Below are 19,882 nucleotides of genomic sequence, written 5' to 3'. Positions count from 1 at the left end.
AGCTATCCGAAAATTTAAAAAACCTTTACATTTTTAGCACTTCATTTAATAATTACTTGATGAATTTAATAGAGTAATCTCATGGCTATAATGCCTGATAAATGGATAAAAACTAAAGTTAAAAAATCTAATATGATAGAGCCTTTTGTTGATTATAAAAACAGTAAAGGTGTTATCTCTTATGGACTTTCTTCTTACGGTTATGATGCAAGAATAGATAATAAATTTAAAATATTTACAAATATAAACTCAACTATTATTGATCCTAAAAATTTCTCTTCAGGAAATTTCATTGACAAACAAGATGACATATGTATAATTCCACCAAATAGTTTTGTTTTAGCAAAAACCATTGAGTATTTTCGTATACCCAGAGATATTTTAGTTATTTGCGTTGGTAAATCAACTTATGCTAGGTGTGGGATAGTAGTAAATGTTACCCCTCTTGAACCAGGATGGGAAGGGTATGTAACTTTAGAATTTTCTAATACAACACCACTTCCAGCTAAGATATATGCAAACGAAGGTGCATGTCAGTTTATTTTCTTAAAAGCTAATGATGAATGTGAAAAATCATATGATGAAATAAATGGGAAATACATGAAACAACAAGATATTACCTTACCAATCGTTGAAAACAACAATTGAAAAAAAAATAAAACCAATTTATACGCTGCACCTGTACAATAGCATATGCAGCTATGCCTTTGTGGCGTCCTATATCATCTAATTTTTCTGTAGTAGTTGCTTTTATACTAACAAGGTTATTATTTATTTGTAAAAGCTCTGACATACGTTTTTTCATATTATCTCTATATTGACTTATTTTAGGTCTTTCACATACAATGATAATATCAGCATTAGATACAAAATAACCTTTATCTCTTACCTGCTTAACAGCAAATTCTAAAAAATGACTAGAATCTTTATCCTTCCATTTTAGATCTGTAGGGGGGAAATGCTGTCCTATATCCCCAAGTGCCATAGCTCCAAGCATTGCATCAACAACTGCATGAATCCCAACATCACCATCAGAATGTGCTTCTATCTCCATATCATGCTTTACAGGCACTCCACAAATTTTAATTTCGCAACTATCCATGCCATCCTCAAGTGCAATAAATCTATGCACATCATATCCTATACCAATACGAAATTTTGGTGCATTTGTCACATTATTACTCAGTAGATCTCGTTTTGATATGTATTTTGCGCTCCTTAATTCTTGCTGCTTTTCCATATAAATCGCAAAGATAGTAAAGCTTAGCTCTACGTACTTTACCTAGCCTTATAACTTCTATTGATACCAATAGAGGAGAATAAACAAAGTATTGTGATACTATACTCTCCCCATAACTCACCTTTCTTAGAAAAAAAGAAGCATGTAAATTAGAAGAAAGGTTACGCATTCTCCTTTTAGATATACATACCCCCTCAAAGACTTGGGTACGCTCACTTGTAGCATCAACTTTTGCTGTAACTTTCAAAGTGTCACCAACTCGAAATTCAGGTATTTTTCTATCCATAGCTTGAATTTGTTTACGATTAAATTCCTCAAGTAAGTTAGTCATTTTCACCTCCATTTAAATTATTTAACAAATCAGGACGACGCTCTTTTGTAATGAATAAAGCTTTATCTTGTCTCCATTTATTTATTGCTTCGTGATTACCAGAAAGCAACACTTCTGGAACTGAATATCCTCTCCACTGACGAGGTTTAGTATATTGAGGATATTCAAGTGTATTGCCAGCAAAGCTCTCATTTGCAACACTATCGCTGTTTTTCACTACTCCAGGAATAAGCCTCACACAAGCATCAATTAATACCATAGCAGCAAGCTCACCTCCTGATAATATATAATCCCCTATACTTAACTCATAAAAAGGATAAGCGTCAACTATTCTTTGGTCCACACCTTCATAACGACCACACAATATCGTGATATTAGAAAGACAAGATAACTCCCTTGCAACATTATCATCAAACTTATTACCAGATGGTGTTACATAGATTAACTTAGTATCTTGATTTAAGGATAAGACATCATCTACTGCTTTACCTACCACATCAGCACGCATAATCATGCCTTGCCCTCCACCATACGGCGTATCATCAACACTTGCGTGTTTATCGTCTGCAAAAGAACGAATATTTCTAGCCTCTAAACTCCATATTCCTTTGCGCAAAGCTTGACCAATAAGAGAATAATCTAAAGGCCCAGGAAACATTTCAGGAAATAAAGTCAATACGTTAAATGTAATCATTTTTATCAATAAATTCAGGCAAATCTAATGTGATAATTTTTTGTTTAGAATCTATATGTATAAATATCTCTTTTGAAAAAGGTAGCATGATTGCTTTATTACATTCTTTTATTAAGATCTCAATTATATCACCAGCACCAAAATTGTACACAGCTTTAACATAACCATAATCTGTATCATCTATAAGTTTCACCTTAGAGTCGATTAAATCTTCTACATAAGATTCATCTTCATTTGTTAACATCGGCAAACTTTCTCTTGATATGTATAACCTTCTATTTCTTAAAAGATCAGCACCACAACGAGAGTCAATACCTTTAATATACGCAATAACAATATTATCATTTATTATAGATACAGATTGTATTGTATAGCTTTTGTTACCATCAGTTAATTCACCATAAATAGCAATATTCTCTGGTTTTTCTGTAAAAATTTTTATTTTTACTGCCCCTTTAATACCATGTGGCGACAAAACCACACCCAGGCACACCATTCCATTATTCACATTACAAAAAAAAATTTTTATAGAATAATTCTATTCAAATTAATGAAATTAGCAACTTAAAGCATTCCTAAGTATAAAATAACTGACTGATTATTCAATAAAACTATTTTCTTTTTTACCAAGCAAAGCTTTACTACAATTAGCAAAATATTAATCTTACAACATAATTTTATACGAATATATTATTGAATAATATTAATAAATTTGCTATATTTATCAACAATAAATAATTAAAAATAATTTTTAAATGCATGATACAGCAGAGGTTAAAAACTTAGACGAATTGAGCAGTAACGTTTGTAAAATATTTAACATTGAGAAAGTAGAATATATAAGACCTCAAGACAAAATAACAGGAGTAAAATTCAGTCTTAATCAGAGTAGTAAGGATTTAAATATAATTGCAGAATTATTAAACCTTTATATTGTCCCAGCTTTTGTTTTACCAAGCGATCGAAAAAACAAAGATGTATCGGTAAGAATAGGAAATCGTCAAGAAACATTTATAGTAAAAAGATACATTAAGCAGAATGATGCATATATAGAAAGCACACAACTAGAGCAGCAGAAAAGCAGTGGAGGATGGCTTGAGAAAGCAAAAAATACCGTTAAAAGTTCAATCAATGTTGTTCACAATCTAATTAATGGAAAAGAAGAAATAGAATTTATTGAGATTAATAAAGATAATTTAAACTTTCAAATTAGCAGCAATGAAAGTACAGAAGTTGAAATTACTTTTGCTGAAAGTGAAATAAATATGCAGCATATGGAAGGCATATTAAACTGTATATCTAATTTTAAAGGATTAACAAATAATGATGCAATAAAACCACAAATTAAAATTAATTGCGACCATCCAGTAGCTGAATCGCAAGATAAATTAAACATACACCCGTTTTTTGCTCAAAGAACTATTAAAAATAATAAAGGTAACATTAAACAGCAAGAGACAACACTGTGCTTAACTACAACACAAAATGATGTTGAATTAGTAAGTAGTATTTTTAGAGATAACACAAGCCAGCTTAAGATTAAATATAAAGAAAATGAATATTCACTTCTTAGCTATAATTTAGATAATCCTTTTTCGCAGAACTTAGTTGATTTTTTGTTGTTCTTTAATGATTCATCTTGTAATGGAAACGCTAAAATTAGCAATTTACAGAAAGTAGAAAAGATATTTAGTGAAGATATTGAGATAAAAAATGGCCAGGAAGATAGTAGAATTAAAATCGAAAATGCTACTTGTTTTACTTCTTCTCTTTATTATAAAGATAGAAATTTGCAATTAAAGAAGTCGAGCTTAGGAGAAAAAATATATTTTAATTTTGAAGTGAGAGTTGAAAATGATTTAGATCAAATAGAAAAGAAGTCAGGTCATATATATAGAGCTGTAATTTATAAAATTATTTCCCTGATAAGTTTTTTTGATCTGCTCTTAAACGAAGATAAGTTTTCTATTCTTATAGAAATTGATGGGAAAAAAAATTACTCCATTGAAAGATCTTTAATTAATAAAACTGTAGCAAAATTTAATAATTTATTTAATGTAAAATACTACACAGAATACTTAAATGACAATATCTCTACACAACTAAACGCTCTTGCTAAATCATTGAATATGCAAGTTTTAGATTTGTTTTGCACTAAAAAAGTAAGTTTAAAACTGGAAACTGAAGTCCAAAAAATTGCAATCAATAGATTAGAAAATATTAAACATTTAGTAAATGGTATATCTGCATTAGAGTCATGTAAAAAAGAATTTTTAGATAACACCAGCAATCCATCAATGCACTGTTATTTGTCTAATTTTTTCTATGAAGGTAATAACCTATCATGCGTATATGTTATTACTCATCCAAAAAACTTAAGTATTAACGGTGGACTTTTAGACAAAAATTCAGCAATTGACTTTTTGCAAAATGAACTGCAAAAAAACTTTGATCGTATTTCTAACAATTTAAAGCAAATTCAAAAAGAAGAAAATTTTTCAGTCTATTCAATAGACATCAATATAGATAAATTGTTAAGCCAGCACATCGATAAATTCCAAGAAGAAGAGGCAATTGAAGCAAAAGAGGAAACAAAAATTATAGAAGTAAAAGCTGAATCTGAAAAATATGATGTAGATTGGCAAGAAGAATGCTTTGTAAAGATTACACCTGCAAATGACTATACTTCGCTAGAGCTAAGTTTGAAAGAAGCATGCGAATTTGTCCATCGTAGAGTACAACACGTTTGCAAGCAATTACTAGAAAAAATAAATGCCTTACAATGTGGCAAAGAGCAAAAAGCAGAGCAAGATGATCAACTTTCTATAGATGAGTCTATTATACAAGCTACTTTAGATGATAATATCAGTAACTTTAATAAGTTTGCAGATGAGAAGGTCAGAAAGTTTAAAGATATAAAACCAGATCTTGATGTAGAACAAAGAAAAGTCATAGACTCTATTGGAAATAGTACTTTAAATGCAGTTCAACGTTATGGAGAGGTTGCAAAGATATACCTCTTCATTAACAAAAATGCTAATGACTTACAAGGAATCTTAAAAAAGAATGTTGAAGAACTTGAGCGATTAATGCTTGGTATTTCAACAAGTAAGGAAGAAAGTGAAGAAGTTGAAAATGAAGTTACACTTAAGCACGTTCTTGAGCTATTCGATAAGCTTAGTAAGAAGCTCAGTGAGTGGGAAGGCCAGGATCAAGATTTTCAAAACAAAATCGCAAGTAGTATCCAAAAAAAAAGTATTCCTGATTTATTTTGCAATCTTACATCTAAAATAACACATCTAATTAAGCAAAAAGACGCTAATGTAGAACAAACTCAAACCTTAGACCAATATAAACAAATACTGAATCTTGCATATAATATCTTCTATAGTGCTAAAATTTTACACTATTATAAAATACAAAATGGTTTTGAAAAGTTAGAAATAGAAATACATAACATAACACATGATTGCCTAAAAAAAGAATTAGATGAGAAAGAAGAAGAGTTAAAAAGAAGGGAAGTGCAATTAGAACAAATGACCAGTGTAAAGGAAGATGGAAGTGATATTATTATAAGTACTGCTCAAAGTGTAATATCTTTGTGTAAAGAAGTAAAAAATAAAGTAATTAATTTTAAAAATCAATTTCAACCACAAAACTCTAATGTGCAAAATATAGAGTATTTAAACGATTCATTTTGTAATCAAGGTAATGGTAGTACCCATAATCACAGTAGTCAACAATCAGGCTATAAAGAAAATAATATTAAAGTAACAAGTCAGCTCAACTATTCCACCGCCGACAGTGCTTACAACCATAAATCTAACCTTCAAAAACTAAAGGCAGGTATAAAAGATGCGTTTTCTGAAAAAGAAAATTATGCTTTCTTTGTATTCATTGCTGTAGGAACAGCTGGAACTTTAGCATACTTTGTTCCTGAAGGTTTAAGGAAATTTGTTCCTAGTAAAAAGCTAAATATCATTGATATCACAGTCGCTGTAGGTGTAACAGCTTTAATTGCTCTTAGCGTTGTTGCTTTAGCTTATTCCGTATATACTAATATAGTACACTCTAATATGACTGATCCTACGGCTTTCTCTCATAATCAGAATCTTACCCATAAATCATAACAAACAAATGATCTTAATACCAAAATAAAGTTGTTTTGTACTGAAGTTACTATATCTTTATCTTTCTAATTTATTAAATTTTAAACATGTGCAATGCAAAAACTCTTGTATCTATCTTAGTAATTTTGTCTATAGCAATTACTGATATGTCTACTGACATATATGCTGTTGCTTTACCTAAAATAGCTGAATATTTTAAATCCTATAATAGCATCGTACAATTTACTATCGGTTTAAATCTTATCGGACTTTCTCTATCAGGGCTGATCTATGGACCGCTCTCAGATCAATATGGTAGGCGTAAAGTAATACTGGTTGGCATGACAATATTTGCTTTAGCTAGTATAGCATGCTGTTTTGCGCAAAATATAATGCAATTGATACTGATGCGGCTTATTCAAGGCTTTGGTGCTGGAGTTGCAGTTGTTGTTGGCTATGCAACAATAAAAGATATGTATTCTGGATATGAGTGTTCCCAAGTTATATCAAAATTAAATATGATAGTAGCCCTTTCCCCCGCAATAGCACCAATAATTGGCAGTCATATTATATCACATGGCTATAGTTGGCGTTTTCTTTTTGTAATTATATCAGTACTGTCAGTACTTACTCTTTTGTCACTCTTTTTTAAATTTAAAGAGACAGTTGATAAATCTAAGTGCAAAGATTTAACTTTAACTGAGCTTTTGTGCAAAATACTAAAACAATATATTAAAATCTTTAAAAATTATAGATTTTTAGGTTTTACAGCAATTAATTCTCTAAATTTCATGTGGATCTGGGCATATATTGGCAATTTACCTTTTGTACTCATTGAGGGAATGAATATATCAGCTAAATATTATGGATACTTAATTGCTATAATGATTATATCATACATGATAGGTGCTGCTATCAATAGAAAATTCGTCAAAAAAGTTGGAATAAATAATATGTTGCTTATAGGTCTGTTTTTACCTCTTATATCTGATTTATCCTTAATCTTTCTATATTACAATATTGGCTTAACTATAATAATTATGGAGTCATTTTGGCTAATAGCAAATGTTGGCTTTGCCTTTATAATTAGTAATGGTGTTACCTCAGCACTGGAAGAAACTGAAGAATCTGGTTTAAGCTTAGCATTGATAGCATTTATGCAAATGATTTTTGGTGCAGTAGGTGTGTCAATAGTTGGGTATTTTAGTAAGATAAGTTATAGTATTGTGCCAAACTTACTGCTAACGGTAACATGTTCTATAATCGCAATTGCGATATACACGCTACTCAACTTTGAAACTAAGTACAAAAATAAATTAATTTTTTAATTGGCAAAGTATTTTCAATTTTATATCATTAACAAATCTGAGTTAGCTAGGTAGTTTATGGGTATTGTAGAAATTAAAGATGATAATAATTTTAGTGAAGTTATAAAAAACAATGATTTCGTTTTAGTTGACTTTTGGGCTGAATGGTGCGGGCCTTGCAAGGCGTTAATGCCTCATATAGAAAAACTAGCTGAAAGCCATAAGGAAAAAATAACAGTATGCAAGCTTAATATAGACAAGACACAAGAAGCTGCTTTATCTTACAATGTTAGGTCTATACCTACGCTAATCATATTCAAAAATGGAAAAGAAGTGGCAAGAAAAATTGGAGGTTGTGATTTTGAGACTCTTGTTGAGTGGGTTGATGGCAAAATAGAAGATTAGACAAGCTTAACTATATATGTTAATTTAAATAAAAATACGGGACTGTAGCTCAGGTGGTTAGAGCTATTCGCTCATAACGAAGGGGTCGTAGGTTCAAGTCCTACCAGTCCCACTGTGATTTATAAATGTTCTATATACAATGTCTTCCATTCTAGGTAACTTATTTCTATTAATAGCCTGCGTTTTAACCTCAACTTATATTTTCACACCTTTTTTTTCAATTCCTTCTCGAGCATTAAATGCTATTACTTTTTTATGTGTGACGTTTGCTTTATCGATCTTACTTTACTGTCACATTACCGACGATTTTTCTCTATATAACGTCTATTATAATTCTCATACAACAAAGCCACTACTGTATAAAATTTCTGGCATTTGGGGCAATATGGAAGGATCAATGTTACTTTGGTGTTGGGTTTTAGCTTTATATTTATTATTGCTAGAATTCTTTTTAAATAATGATGAATTTAAAAAAAAATCCCTCATAGTACAGAATCTCATCTGTTTTGGCTTTTTGTCATTTACTTTATTTAGTTTAGACCCATTTGCACAAATTCAGCCCACAGCTAGTAATGGTCTAGGTTTTAACCCTATTTTACAAGATATAGGCCTTGTAATTCATCCACCAATATTGTACTTAGGATATTTGGGATTTAGTGCAGCTTTTTCACTATCAATAGCTGGGCTTATAGTTAAGATAGAAGGAAATAAATGGGCAAATACCGTTCGCCCTTGGATACTTGCATCTTGGTCTTTTTTAACACTAGGAATTGGTCTTGGTAGTTGGTGGGCATACCGCGAGCTTGGCTGGGGAGGTTTTTGGTTTTGGGATCCTGTAGAGAACGTATCTTTAATGCCATGGCTGATTGCAACTGCACTTTTGCATTTGATCTTGATAGTGAAAAAATTCAACTTACTTAGGAATTTTGCAATTTTACTGTCAATTATGACTTTTATATCAAGCACTATGGGAACGTTCTTAGTACGTTCTGGTATTTTAATTTCAGTACATGCGTTTGCAAATGATTCCAAACAGGGTCTATATATACTAGCTTTGTTTTGCCTCATTGTAGCCAGTAGTTTGATAACTTTTATCTTATTTGCAAATAAAGTAAAAGAAAGCAATCATCAATTTCCGTTTATATCGCGTTTCACTTCAATGCTTTTAAACAATTTGCTTTTTATCACTGCTTTTACCGTTGTTTGCATTGGTACTTTATACCCTATAATACTTGAGTACTTAACTGGTGAAGTAATCTCAGTTGGTGCACCTTATTATAACTCACTGTTTAACAGTATTGCCTTAGGAGTTCTAATACTCACTATTATAGGCCCTTACCTTAGCTGGAATGGTGGTAAATTGATCTCAATATTTAGTAGATATAAGTTTTCATTTTTTTTAGCACTTTTAACCATCCCTTTTATCTTTAAAAAAGGGTTTATGGCTACTGCTGCCATAACACTTGCTGTTGCTTTATTTGTTTCTATTTTAGAGAGTTATAGTAGAAGAATAAAGTTGTTTTCGTTACCCCTTGTAGAATCAATCGCTCTGGCAAAAGGTGTTTCAAAAACCTATTATGCAATGATGATATCTCATATAGGTGTAGCAATTTTAGTGTTAGGAATAACCATAGCAGCAAATTGGCAAGAGGAAAATGAAAGCTATATGAGAATTGGGGAAAGCATTAATATAAATAAATATAAAATAAATCTAATTAATGCTGAATTTATAAAAGACAAAAATTTTAATGCAGTAAAAGGAAGCTTCATTATCCAAAATTTGAGCAATAAATTGCTTATACCTGAAAACAGATTTTACTCAATTGAGAAGCAAAAAAAAATTAAAAGTGATATTTATCATCATCCTCTATTTGATATATATGTCACTATCGGTGATATAGATAAAGATAAGGGCATTGCAACACGTGTATACTACAGACCAGGAGCCATAGCTATTTGGCTTGGATGCATAGCCATAGCTCTTGGTGCTGTAATTTCAGTATTTAGTATTTTAACTAAGTCAAAAAACTAAAATAGTATAAGTAAATAAACTCCTCTTAAAAATTGAATAACAGCTATTATAAAACCCCTTAAGAGGGCTAACTCTCTTTTGTTCATCTAAAACTAAATTTTGACTCTTACATCATCAAGACTTCTCCTTTTCTCTGCCTTTACCTTCATTATCCCCTCCTCTACCTTCATTATACTTAAAACTTTTCCATATGGAGGAACACTTTCACCACGATGAAACCTCATACCTCTCCCACTTTTTACTTCACTAGATTTTGGTTCTAAATTGCTAAGGTCTGCTATATTAGCTACTGATCCTGCTCCACTATTTTTATTAATAACAGTAACATCAGAATGCGTAGGTGATACAGTATGAATTGACTGACTGCTTCTATCTTTTTTAGTAGGTGAATTTGATTTACTGTTCCAGCCAGAATCAAATGAAGTATTATGAGCATCTAGAGTATTATAAGAATCTGATTCAAAACTAGTATCTAAACAACCAGGATTAGCAGGAGATTCTCCAAATGCTGAATCATTACTTTTAGTTGAACCTTTACGACTTGAAGACGCACTACTTCTTGGAAAATCACTGAACTTGCCAGGTATTGGTAGAAAATTTTGTCTACTACTTGAAGGAACGGTCTCATTTACTACTCTAAGCATTCTACTGGAACCCATTACATGAATAGGGCGAACAGTACCGTTACGCTGCTCAATAGCAAACTCTTGAGCCTTCTTAATAGAAGAGACATCACAAGGCACTTTATTCACAATAACATTTATATTGTGAAGGTTAAAATTGAATGATACTGTAATATTACCTTGACCCCTTTTTGTAACATTTATAAAATTATGAAAAATTTCATTAATTTTCTTACCTTCATATAAATTATATATCTCCTTTACATGCTCTTTATCTCTCATTTCATCAGAATCTTCCCCATAATAATCAAAACTTACAATATTGCCCTGAGCTTTTGCTGTGTTTACGCATCCAGCCCACATTTTCCTTACAAATTGTTCACAGTATGGACTCATTCCTTCTTTAGCACTTAGATCATGATAAAAAACGTTAAATAATGTAAGTAATTTTGTTGGATATTGTCTTAATATTTGAGTGGGAAAGTCTTTTATTGCTCTTTGTACTGCTTCGTCGGCTCTATGTTTATGGATGTATGTGCAATCACATAGAGTATCATTTTCATCTAATATAAGCCCATTTTCTATAGAAAAACTATACCTATTCAAAAGATCCTCTACTTCTCTTTTTCGTTTAGATGTATTACCGTCACCTCTAGGAAAGGCCCAACCAACAATATATCCCTTCCTTTTATCATCTTCATCCAAATCAATATCATTTGGAAGATTTGTCACATCTAGCTCAAATGATAAAAGCTGAAAAACAAACATATAGTATAAATTATTTATTACTTCTTTATTTAAAGGAACTTTAAACTTTCTACTGCGAGTGCTAAATTGACCTGGGCTCATGCAAAAAGGAAAGCTCTTGGCATCAAAGTTACTTTTTTCAAATGAAGTCCTAGCGCCTTTATACTTTGCAGTTACTTGCTCTAAATATTTCTGATACTCTTCTTGTTCACCATTAGGAAATAGTATACAAATCTGACCTTTACCTCGACAATTTCTTGTTTCTCTAAACTGAAAATTAGTGTAACTACCTGTTGTTGTTAAAAATTCTATATTTAAAGCTTGAACAAAAGCTTCTTTGCTTTTTGAACTCCATTGCATACTACCCCCTTCAGTATAACCATGGCTAAATTATATATCAAATATGATATATCTCAATCATATTTATTTTTCCCAAATTTTACTCCGATTTTGCTCTAATTGTCGAACATTAACTTCTTCCATCAATGAATTTGGTTGCTCTTTTGGCATTTGTAAATCTGTATCTTGATTTTTACTACCAGAAGAAAATATTCGACCTTTTTTTACCTCATCTTGATTTACTGGAATTTGCTTTTGGGTTTGACCACTTGCTTTTACAGCAGTAGGTAATTTTTGAGTAGTTGTTTCTTTATCACCACCCATTCCTAGTTCCATATGCTTCGCTGCATAGACATTTGCAAGTGCAAGAAGCGTATATAGTAGTTTTAAAAAGCCACTGTTATCTTTGGCAATGTTTTGTGATAGAGGAATGAGATTTAAATTGTTATTTTGTTCTTGAACAGGCATGAAAGATTTACCTTTAACATTTTCTATACCCTTATTATTTTGAGCAACATTACTAACTTGCCTTATAAACCTATCTGAGTTTAATAGACTGTCAACTTTTTGCCATTGTCCTTTTGTTGTTACTATTTCTTTTGCTTTATTTGCCATTTCAGCAACAGTTTGCATTGCACCAATTGTCAAAAGCCATTCCGTAGTTCTATTTAAACTTTGCTCCAGCGAAAGTTCAAAAAGCTTAGCTTTAAGTTCCATCAGGAATTCCAATTGTTTTTTAATTTGATGAATAACCTCTGGATCATTTTCACTACTTAACTGCTCCTCTAACGCTTTTATTTGCAGCTTTAGTATTTCTTCTGAAGTTAATTCTCTTTTGAAAAGCTTTTTTAGAATGGCATCAAGGAATGAAAACAGTAAATTTTTCCTTTTTTGTTTTTCTTTTGTAAGAACTAGCTCATCTTCTAGCTTTAAATCCAAATTTAAATTAAGCACTTCATTGAAAAAGTTTAGTAGCTTTAAAACTTTCTTCCAAAATACTTCACTAATACCTAGCTCTTTACTAAATTCTTTGTCTAATTCATTCTCTACTACATCTATTGAATCTAAAAGTTCATTTAAACCTGCCTCGGGCTCTAATCCTTTGAGGAGATTTTGTTTTAACAGATCATCACACTTTTGCTCTAGCTGACGAGTCAGATCTTCACTCTGTAGGTCCTCTAGCCTTATTTTACCCAAAAAGATGCTGTCTCCATCCTCCTGAGGTTGCGATATAATATTTTTACTTAGATAAATTTCGCCCATTAATCCCTACTTAAGTAAGTCAATAGAAAATATTTTAGCATATAAGGTTTAAAAGTCATAAAATATATAAAATAAATTATATACATTACTTTACAATTATCATTTTAAACTACTTATAATATCTCTAATTTTCGCGGCTTTTTCAAATTCCAAATTTTCTGCATACTCCAACATCTGTTTCCTTAGTGCTTCCTTGCTTCTCTGTTTACAGTTTACTTCCTCATTTTCTGTTACTCTATTTTGCAGAGAATTTAAAACGGATTTTACTACACTTACTGGCTTTATATTATGTAACTTATTATAATCTTCTTGTATTTTTCTCCTCCTTCTAGTTTCGTTCAGCGCTCTTTCCAATGATTTTGTTATCTTATTTGCATAAAGAACCACCCTACCGTTTACATTACGTGCTGCACGTCCAATAGTTTGAATAAGTGAAGTCTCACAGCGTAAAAATCCTTCTTTATCAGCATCGAGGATCCCAACTAATGCACATTCGGGAATATCAAGTCCCTCTCGCAACAAATTCACTCCCACTAAAACATGTATCTCGCCCATACGCAACTTATTTATAACTTCAATTCTTTCTAAAGTATTAACATCAGAGTGCAAATAATTAGCTTTAATGCCAATTTCACACATATAGTCAGCTAAGCTCTCTGCCATTTTTTTTGTCAAAGTTGTGATTAAAACACAGCATTCTTCCTTTATTACAGTCTGTGATTCATAAATAATATCATCTACTTGGTTTTCTGTAGGTTTAACAATACAAATTGGATCTAAAAGGCCTGTTGGCCTTATGACTTGTTCGGTAAATAATCCCTTCGTTTTTTCTAGTTCGTACTTCCCAGGTGTAGCTGAAATGTAAATAGTTTGCGGGCGCATATTTTCCCATTCTTTAAATTGAAGAGGCCTATTATCTAAAGCAGATGGAAGCCTAAAACCATGATCAACTAGATTTGATTTACGTGCACGATCACCACTATACATAGCACCTATTTGTGGGACTGTTACGTGACTTTCATCAATAAATAGAATTGCATTTTGTGGTAGATATTCAAACAGTGTTGGTGGCGGTTCACCAGCTTTTTTACCAGAAAGGTAACGCGAGTAATTTTCAATTCCTTTGCAACTTCCTGCTTCTCTAATCATTTCTATATCAAAATTTGTCCTTTGCTCTAGACGTTTAGCTTCAACTATTTTGTTTTGCGCATAGTAACATTCTACACACTCATTCATTTCCTTTTTAATCAAATCAATCGCCTGCAAAAGCGTTAGTCTTGGAGTTACATAGTGATTATTTGCAAAAATAGTGATCTTATCTAAATTACTAACGACTTTATTTGTCAGCACATCAATTTCAAAAATTTCCTCTATTTCATTACCAAAAAAAGATAAGCGCCATGCTCTGTTTTCGAGATGAGAAGGAAATATATCAACTGTATCGCCACGCACCCTGACCGTACCACGACTAAACTCATATTCTAAGCGCTTATATTGAAGTTCTGTTAACTTGTTTAGCAACGCTGGAATCTTTATCACATCACCTACATTTAAAGACACTATCATATGTAAATATGCTTCTGGAGAGCCAAGACCATAAATACAAGAAACACTAGCTACAACTATAACATCAGGCCTCTCAAGCAAAGAACGCGTAGCAGAGTGCCTAAGTAAATCTATCCTTTCATTTATAACTGAATCCTTTTCAATATAAGTGTCAGTTTGTGGTAAATAAGCTTCCGGCTGATAATAATCATAATAAGAAACAAAATACTCTACAGCGTTGCCCGGAAAAAACGCTTTCATTTCTTCATATAACTGTGCTGCCAAAGTTTTATTATGAGCAACAATAAGAGCTGGCCTCTGTGTTCTCTCTATAATATTTGCAGCAGTGAAAGTTTTACCTGAACCAGTAATGCCCAAAAGCACCTGATCTTTTTTGCCATTTTCAAGCCCTAAAGTTAGCTCGTCAATAGCTTTAGGTTGATCACCTGTAGGCTTAAAATTTGCAGAGATCTTAAAAGCATTCATAAGCTTAAGGTCAATTCAGATCATTATTCTGTATTACACTAAGGTTAATAATTGCCACATTTTTTTCATCAGGTTTTATGTTATCTATAACCATATCATCAGTAGTTGTGAGAAGATCAGGAGGAGAAATTATTGTCCGCTTTCCACCTTCCTGCATTTTAAGAACTCCAAGTTCAATAGCTAGTGGTACCTTACCATCACCAACTTTAAAACGTGCAAATTGGTTGTCAGTAAATAATTCACCATTATGCTTGTGCACTGAATAATTTACCTCTACCTCATCACCACACATTACTGGTACACCACTTGTATAATTTGCATCATCAAAAATCATTAAATTATCAACCGAAGACGGAGACTCAGTTTTAACAGAGAGAAGTTTTACATAGTAGGATTTTTTATCACTGATTTCTGTATTATCTACAGTATGGTTAATCAATATAACACGTTCCCCACCTTCTTTCATACCAATTATTCCTAAATCCAATTCTTTTTCCTCTCCTATCTCACGCTCAAAGGTAGGATTGATATTAAGATTCATAAACTTTTGCAAATATTGCTCCTTATTTATGATATTATCATAGTTTAAGAGCTTATACACCTGTAATGAAACCTTGCTTCCACATAGAGCTTTTTTACCATTACCATAGCTTATGTCATAAAAAGTGACTAAATCTTTAAGTTCTTTTTGTTTTTTTATTTTCTTCAAGTAATCAAGTAGCCCATGCTTTTCTATATAATAGTCAATTCTAGCCTCAAGAATAGGCTTTAGCAAAGAAAAAGCTATTGTCTGTATAATCCCATCATTTAAATTATTGATCTCATACCCTTTATCTGGCTTTTCTTCTGTCCTTCTTATATCGTTTTTATTTGTAAAATAAGAAACAGACAAATTAAGAGCAGTAATAAATAAAGTAATTACAGCTATTATCCATAACAACTTGAACGCAAATTTTTTCACTACAAATTTCCTATTAACTCTATCACAGAGTATAAATAGTTAGTTCTATTTGAAAATAAATTAAGATAACTAGCTGCATCATCAAGTAATTTTTTTATGCGTTCTTTCGTATTTCCCAAGCCTATTGAGCATACAATGTTATTCGTTTCATTTTTTTGTAAATAATCATTAATGTCATCTTTTGCTTGAAATGCAAGACCGATCTTTGTCCCGTAACTTGATAAAGCCCTGCATTCCTCATCTGACGCATTACCCATTATCGCTCCAATTTCACACGCAGCAGAAAAAAGTTTAGCAGTTTTTAGCAAATGCACGTCATGTATTTTATCAAAGTTGCTAGCAACCAAATCCAAAACCTGCCCTCCTACCATACCATTATATCCAATAGCGGTAGATAAAGTCTTAATTACTCTAATACATTTACTATTATCCTCTATAGAAGTAGATAGTACTTCAAATGCTAAAGTAAGAAGCGCATCTCCAGCAAGTATTGCAGTTGCTTCGTCAAATTCTTTATGGCATGCTGGCTGACCTCGACGAAGGTCACTATTATCCATACAGGGCAAATCGTCATGTATTAAGGAATAGACATGAATAAATTCAACTGCAGCTGCAACTTTTAAAATTTCTTTTATTCCAAAAACCCAAGAAGAGGCAAAAACAAGAAATGGCCGAAAATGCTTAGCAGGAGCAAGAACGCTATAACGCATAGCTAAATGCAATCTATTAGAACTTTCCTTAGGTAATATACTATCCATCTCCTGAATAAGCATACTACTAAAACCACCAATTATAATGTAAGACAACTACTTAATCCTTTTTTGAACAATATAACTTATTATTTAGTAAAGTCCTGCAAGTATTTGGACTTAATGTACTGTTAAAAAATTCCAAATTTTCTATAAATTAAATTTTCACAAATATTCTACTATTACTAAAGTTTTGTTCTTTACAAGGAATTAGAATAAAAGAAGCTTTTTTATTCTTTATTATATTTTTCTTAAGTTCTTTCCTTATCAATTGAACCAACGCCCCAGTATAGAAACATACATATTTCTGATTTTACACATCTTTTGAATTTTTACCCTATCTTACTCTATTTCTTAGATCTAACTCATTCCTAATATAAATTACTTATTTTTTATATTTTTAGTATTTTCAATTTATATATTCAAGTTATTATTGAATATTTTTAATTTATGTTTTAAAATTATAAAATATATAAACTAAACAAAAAAGGGGGGGATATGTTTAGCTGCTTTACTAAATGCTGTGCTAAAAAAAACTCAATTACTAATCATCCCGTAAAGAAAGTAAGCGATAATACTGTGCGAGAGATTCTACTCGAGCTGGCACATTATCGTGACCCCGAAAGATATAAAGCTTTTCCAAAAATTCTTGAGGATCTCAAAAGATTAGAGCAACTTGAAAAGCCTATCAATAATGATTGTACCCTGTATGTAAGTTCAGTATAGAGACTTTGACAAATTCAAATAGTAAAATTCATAGGTCCTTTTGATATACACTTTAGCACTTGATATCAAGAAATAATATTATTATATTTCTTATTAAGGTTTAAGGAAAGTTAATAATGACAGAAGATGACTCAAAAAATAATAATAATCAAATGAATGAAAAAGACATTAAGCAACCAGAGATCAAAGGTTTAAATAAGAAGGATTCTCATAGTAATCAAGTTCAAAGAAAGGAAGAAAATCTGAGTCAGAGTTTATCAGTATTAAAGGAACGTGTAAGTCATCTTGAAAATCAATTACGTTTAGCTATTGCTGATAAAGAAAATTTAAAGCGCATCATGGAAAGGGATGTTGATGAGAAAAGTAGTTATGCAATAACAAGTTTTGCTCGTGATCTTATCAGCTCTTGCGATAACTTAGAAAGAGCTTTAGCAAGTTTAGATAAAAACGACCCTGCTCATAATGGTGTTAGCATGACATGGAAAGAAATCGCAAATACATTACAAAAACATGGTATAGAAAGACTTGATCCATTGAACTTAATTTTCAACCCTAATTTGCATCAAACTGTATCTAAAGTTGTAGATGATACAAAAGAACCTGGGACCATCACTACAGTTTTGCAATGTGGTTATACAATTAAGAAAAGATTGCTACGTCCCGCAATGGTTGTCATTTCTGAAAAATCATCTGATACTCAGCCAGTATCTCAATGATAAGAGATATAGTATTCTCTGGTGTCCAACCAAGTGGTACTTTACATTTAGGTAACTATCTTGGCGCTCTTTGTAATTGGGCTGAGCTTCAGGATAAATATAATTGTCTCTTTTGTGTGGTTGATTTGCATGCAGTTACTGCTAATAAATATTCACCAAATAAATTTAAAGATAATGTACTAAAAACAGTAGCTACTTATATTGCATGTGGTATAGATCCTGAAAAATCTGCTATATTTAATCAGTCTGCTGTGTCACATCATGCTGAACTGTGTTGGTTACTGAGTTGTTATACTCCACTGGGGTGGCTCAGCCGTATGACACAATTTAAAAGTAAAGCAGGTAATGATAAATCAAAAGCTTCTTTAGGCTTATATAGTTACCCAGTGCTTATGGCTGCTGATATTTTGTTATATAAGGCTAAATACATTCCAGTTGGGGATGATCAAAAGCAACATATAGAGCTAACAAGAGATATAGCAAATGTTTTTAACAGCCATTATCAAATAAGTTATTTTACTCCACCTGAAGCTTTAATTTTACAAGATTCCGCAAGAATTATGAGTTTAAAAGATGGACTAAAAAAAATGAGTAAATCAGATGCTTCTGATTATTCACGTATCAACCTTGATGATAATAGTGATGCAATTACAGAAAAAATAAAAAAGGCAAAAACAGACTCTATCATAGGCTTTGAATTTTCGCTGCTGCAAGGTCGCCCTGAGGTGTATAACTTAGTTAATATTTATTCAATTCTGAGCAATATAAATATAGAAAAAACATATAAAAAGATAATTAATTATAACATGAAAAGCTTTAAAAAAGAACTAGCCGACTTAATAATAACTAGACTAAACCCAATACGTAATAAGATAAATGATTTATTGCAAGATAAGTCTTACCTTTATAGTATAATAGAATCTGGAACTGAAAGAGCACAAGAAATTTCAAGTAAAAACATAAAAGATATTAAGAAAATAATAGGTTTTCCTCAAATTTAAAGCATGCTATAAAGTTAGCCGCATTTTTTGTAAAAAATAAAGTTTTTTCTATTTTAGAATTTAACTCTATATTTCAACCTAATATCTTAAATTTAAGAGCTACTTTAAATCAACAATAGACATACTGTAATAGCTATTGAAAAAAGGAGATAGAATATTTTAGAGAGAAGTAAGAAATTCGATAGAATTAGTTCTTCAAAAATAATTTAAACTTTTAAAGTAGGAGTAGTCTCATAAAATATTATATCGAGTTAGATGTCTCACTCAAAGAAACTTTTATAAGTATCGTTGATGAGAAAGGAAAAGTTGTTAAGGAAGAAGTTGTTGCAAGAAAAAGTAAAGCAATAGCAGAGAACTTGCTAAGTCAAGGCAAAAAATAAGAATCCATAGGGATAGAAAGTTGTCAATATCAATGTGTAAAGAGTTAAGGGATTTTGGATTACCAGTGATTTGTGTAGATGCAAGGGGTATAGCTCAAATGATGAGGATTGGGTTGTACAGAGAAGTATTAGTAAAATCAGATAAATCTTGCCAAATCAACTTGGAAGCAGAAGACAGTTAACATGTAGCAAACAGCAGATTATTGGAACAATAAATTGAAGATATAC

Annotated in this window: 18 protein-coding genes and 1 tRNA gene; 10 read left to right on the top strand and 9 right to left on the bottom strand. The window is 31.5% G+C overall.

Features of this window, described 5'->3' with window-relative positions:
• Positions 1 to 81 precede the first annotated feature (81 nt).
• Positions 82 to 648: a dCTP deaminase gene (gene dcd, locus AACL09_RS02270; RefSeq protein WP_339048606.1), complete on the top strand. Its 567-nt coding sequence runs from the start codon at positions 82 to 84 to the stop codon at positions 646 to 648.
• Here the strand turns inward: dcd and ispF are convergent.
• From ispF to rimM, 4 genes are read right to left on the bottom strand one after another with little or no spacing between them, the layout of a single operon-like run.
• The gene (gene ispF, locus AACL09_RS02265; RefSeq protein WP_339048604.1) at positions 617 to 1,240 is read right to left on the bottom strand and encodes a 2-C-methyl-D-erythritol 2,4-cyclodiphosphate synthase; all 624 of its coding nucleotides are present in this window, start codon (positions 1,238 to 1,240) and stop codon (positions 617 to 619) included. The two genes, dcd and ispF, sit on opposite strands and share 32 nt — an antisense overlap.
• Positions 1,179 to 1,571, bottom strand: a complete 393-nt coding sequence (gene rplS, locus AACL09_RS02260; protein ID WP_339048601.1) for a 50S ribosomal protein L19 — start codon at positions 1,569 to 1,571, stop codon at positions 1,179 to 1,181. Before rplS ends, ispF begins: the two co-directional genes overlap by 62 nt.
• Positions 1,564 to 2,262: a tRNA (guanosine(37)-N1)-methyltransferase TrmD gene (gene trmD / locus AACL09_RS02255; protein WP_339048985.1), complete on the bottom strand. Its 699-nt coding sequence runs from the start codon at positions 2,260 to 2,262 to the stop codon at positions 1,564 to 1,566. Before trmD ends, rplS begins: the two co-directional genes overlap by 8 nt.
• The gene (gene rimM, locus AACL09_RS02250) at positions 2,252 to 2,746 is read right to left on the bottom strand and encodes a ribosome maturation factor RimM (protein ID WP_410519822.1); all 495 of its coding nucleotides are present in this window, start codon (positions 2,744 to 2,746) and stop codon (positions 2,252 to 2,254) included. Before rimM ends, trmD begins: the two co-directional genes overlap by 11 nt.
• A 274-nt stretch (positions 2,747 to 3,020) precedes the next feature.
• Here rimM and AACL09_RS02245 point away from each other — a divergent pair, with 274 nt between their 5' ends.
• The 5 genes from AACL09_RS02245 (at position 3,021) to AACL09_RS02225 (ending at position 10,118) form a co-directional block, all read left to right on the top strand.
• The gene (locus AACL09_RS02245) at positions 3,021 to 6,395 is read left to right on the top strand and encodes a hypothetical protein (protein WP_339048597.1); all 3,375 of its coding nucleotides are present in this window, start codon (positions 3,021 to 3,023) and stop codon (positions 6,393 to 6,395) included.
• 86 nt (positions 6,396 to 6,481) lie between these two features.
• Positions 6,482 to 7,702: a multidrug effflux MFS transporter gene (locus tag AACL09_RS02240; protein WP_339048595.1), complete on the top strand. Its 1,221-nt coding sequence runs from the start codon at positions 6,482 to 6,484 to the stop codon at positions 7,700 to 7,702.
• A gap of 57 nt (positions 7,703 to 7,759) precedes the next feature.
• Positions 7,760 to 8,086, top strand: coding sequence for a thioredoxin (trxA, locus tag AACL09_RS02235; protein WP_339048593.1), 327 nt, complete (start codon positions 7,760 to 7,762; stop codon positions 8,084 to 8,086).
• A gap of 38 nt (positions 8,087 to 8,124) precedes the next feature.
• A tRNA-Ile gene (locus AACL09_RS02230) sits at positions 8,125 to 8,198 on the top strand.
• A gap of 27 nt (positions 8,199 to 8,225) precedes the next feature.
• Positions 8,226 to 10,118, top strand: coding sequence for a heme lyase CcmF/NrfE family subunit (locus AACL09_RS02225; protein WP_339048591.1), 1,893 nt, complete (start codon positions 8,226 to 8,228; stop codon positions 10,116 to 10,118).
• A gap of 92 nt (positions 10,119 to 10,210) precedes the next feature.
• Here the strand turns inward: AACL09_RS02225 and AACL09_RS02220 are convergent, their stop codons facing one another.
• From AACL09_RS02220 to AACL09_RS02200, 5 genes are all read right to left on the bottom strand, one after another.
• Complete coding sequence (locus tag AACL09_RS02220) at positions 10,211 to 11,848, bottom strand: hypothetical protein (protein ID WP_339048589.1); 1,638 nt, start codon at positions 11,846 to 11,848, stop codon at positions 10,211 to 10,213.
• Positions 11,849 to 11,911: 63 nt separating this feature from the next.
• A complete protein-coding gene (locus AACL09_RS02215) occupies positions 11,912 to 13,090 on the bottom strand; it encodes a hypothetical protein (protein ID WP_339048587.1) in 1,179 nt (392 codons plus the stop codon).
• A gap of 99 nt (positions 13,091 to 13,189) precedes the next feature.
• Positions 13,190 to 15,121: an excinuclease ABC subunit UvrB gene (gene uvrB, locus AACL09_RS02210; protein WP_339048584.1), complete on the bottom strand. Its 1,932-nt coding sequence runs from the start codon at positions 15,119 to 15,121 to the stop codon at positions 13,190 to 13,192.
• 10 nt (positions 15,122 to 15,131) lie between these two features.
• The gene (locus AACL09_RS02205; protein WP_339048582.1) at positions 15,132 to 16,082 is read right to left on the bottom strand and encodes an FKBP-type peptidyl-prolyl cis-trans isomerase; all 951 of its coding nucleotides are present in this window, start codon (positions 16,080 to 16,082) and stop codon (positions 15,132 to 15,134) included.
• Positions 16,082 to 16,855: a polyprenyl synthetase family protein gene (locus tag AACL09_RS02200; RefSeq protein WP_339048983.1), complete on the bottom strand. Its 774-nt coding sequence runs from the start codon at positions 16,853 to 16,855 to the stop codon at positions 16,082 to 16,084. Before AACL09_RS02200 ends, AACL09_RS02205 begins: the two co-directional genes overlap by 1 nt.
• A 474-nt stretch (positions 16,856 to 17,329) precedes the next feature.
• Here AACL09_RS02200 and AACL09_RS02195 point away from each other — a divergent pair, with 474 nt between their 5' ends.
• From AACL09_RS02195 to AACL09_RS02180, 4 genes are all read left to right on the top strand, one after another.
• Complete coding sequence (locus AACL09_RS02195; protein ID WP_339048580.1) at positions 17,330 to 17,557, top strand: hypothetical protein; 228 nt, start codon at positions 17,330 to 17,332, stop codon at positions 17,555 to 17,557.
• 116 nt (positions 17,558 to 17,673) lie between these two features.
• Positions 17,674 to 18,273: a nucleotide exchange factor GrpE gene (locus tag AACL09_RS02190; protein ID WP_339048578.1), complete on the top strand. Its 600-nt coding sequence runs from the start codon at positions 17,674 to 17,676 to the stop codon at positions 18,271 to 18,273.
• Positions 18,273 to 19,274: a tryptophan--tRNA ligase gene (trpS, locus tag AACL09_RS02185; protein ID WP_339048981.1), complete on the top strand. Its 1,002-nt coding sequence runs from the start codon at positions 18,273 to 18,275 to the stop codon at positions 19,272 to 19,274. The genes AACL09_RS02190 and trpS overlap by 1 nt, the downstream gene beginning before the upstream one ends.
• 412 nt (positions 19,275 to 19,686) lie before the next feature.
• Complete coding sequence (locus AACL09_RS02180) at positions 19,687 to 19,836, top strand: hypothetical protein (protein WP_339047789.1); 150 nt, start codon at positions 19,687 to 19,689, stop codon at positions 19,834 to 19,836.
• Positions 19,837 to 19,882: the final 46 nt, after the last annotated feature.

The organism is Candidatus Mesenet endosymbiont of Phosphuga atrata, assembly GCF_964020175.1.
In the GTDB taxonomy this organism is placed as follows: Bacteria; Pseudomonadota; Alphaproteobacteria; order Rickettsiales; family Anaplasmataceae; genus Mesenet.
The sequence above is the reverse complement of the archived record's forward strand: the minus strand, read 5'-3'. Positions and strand labels throughout refer to the sequence as shown.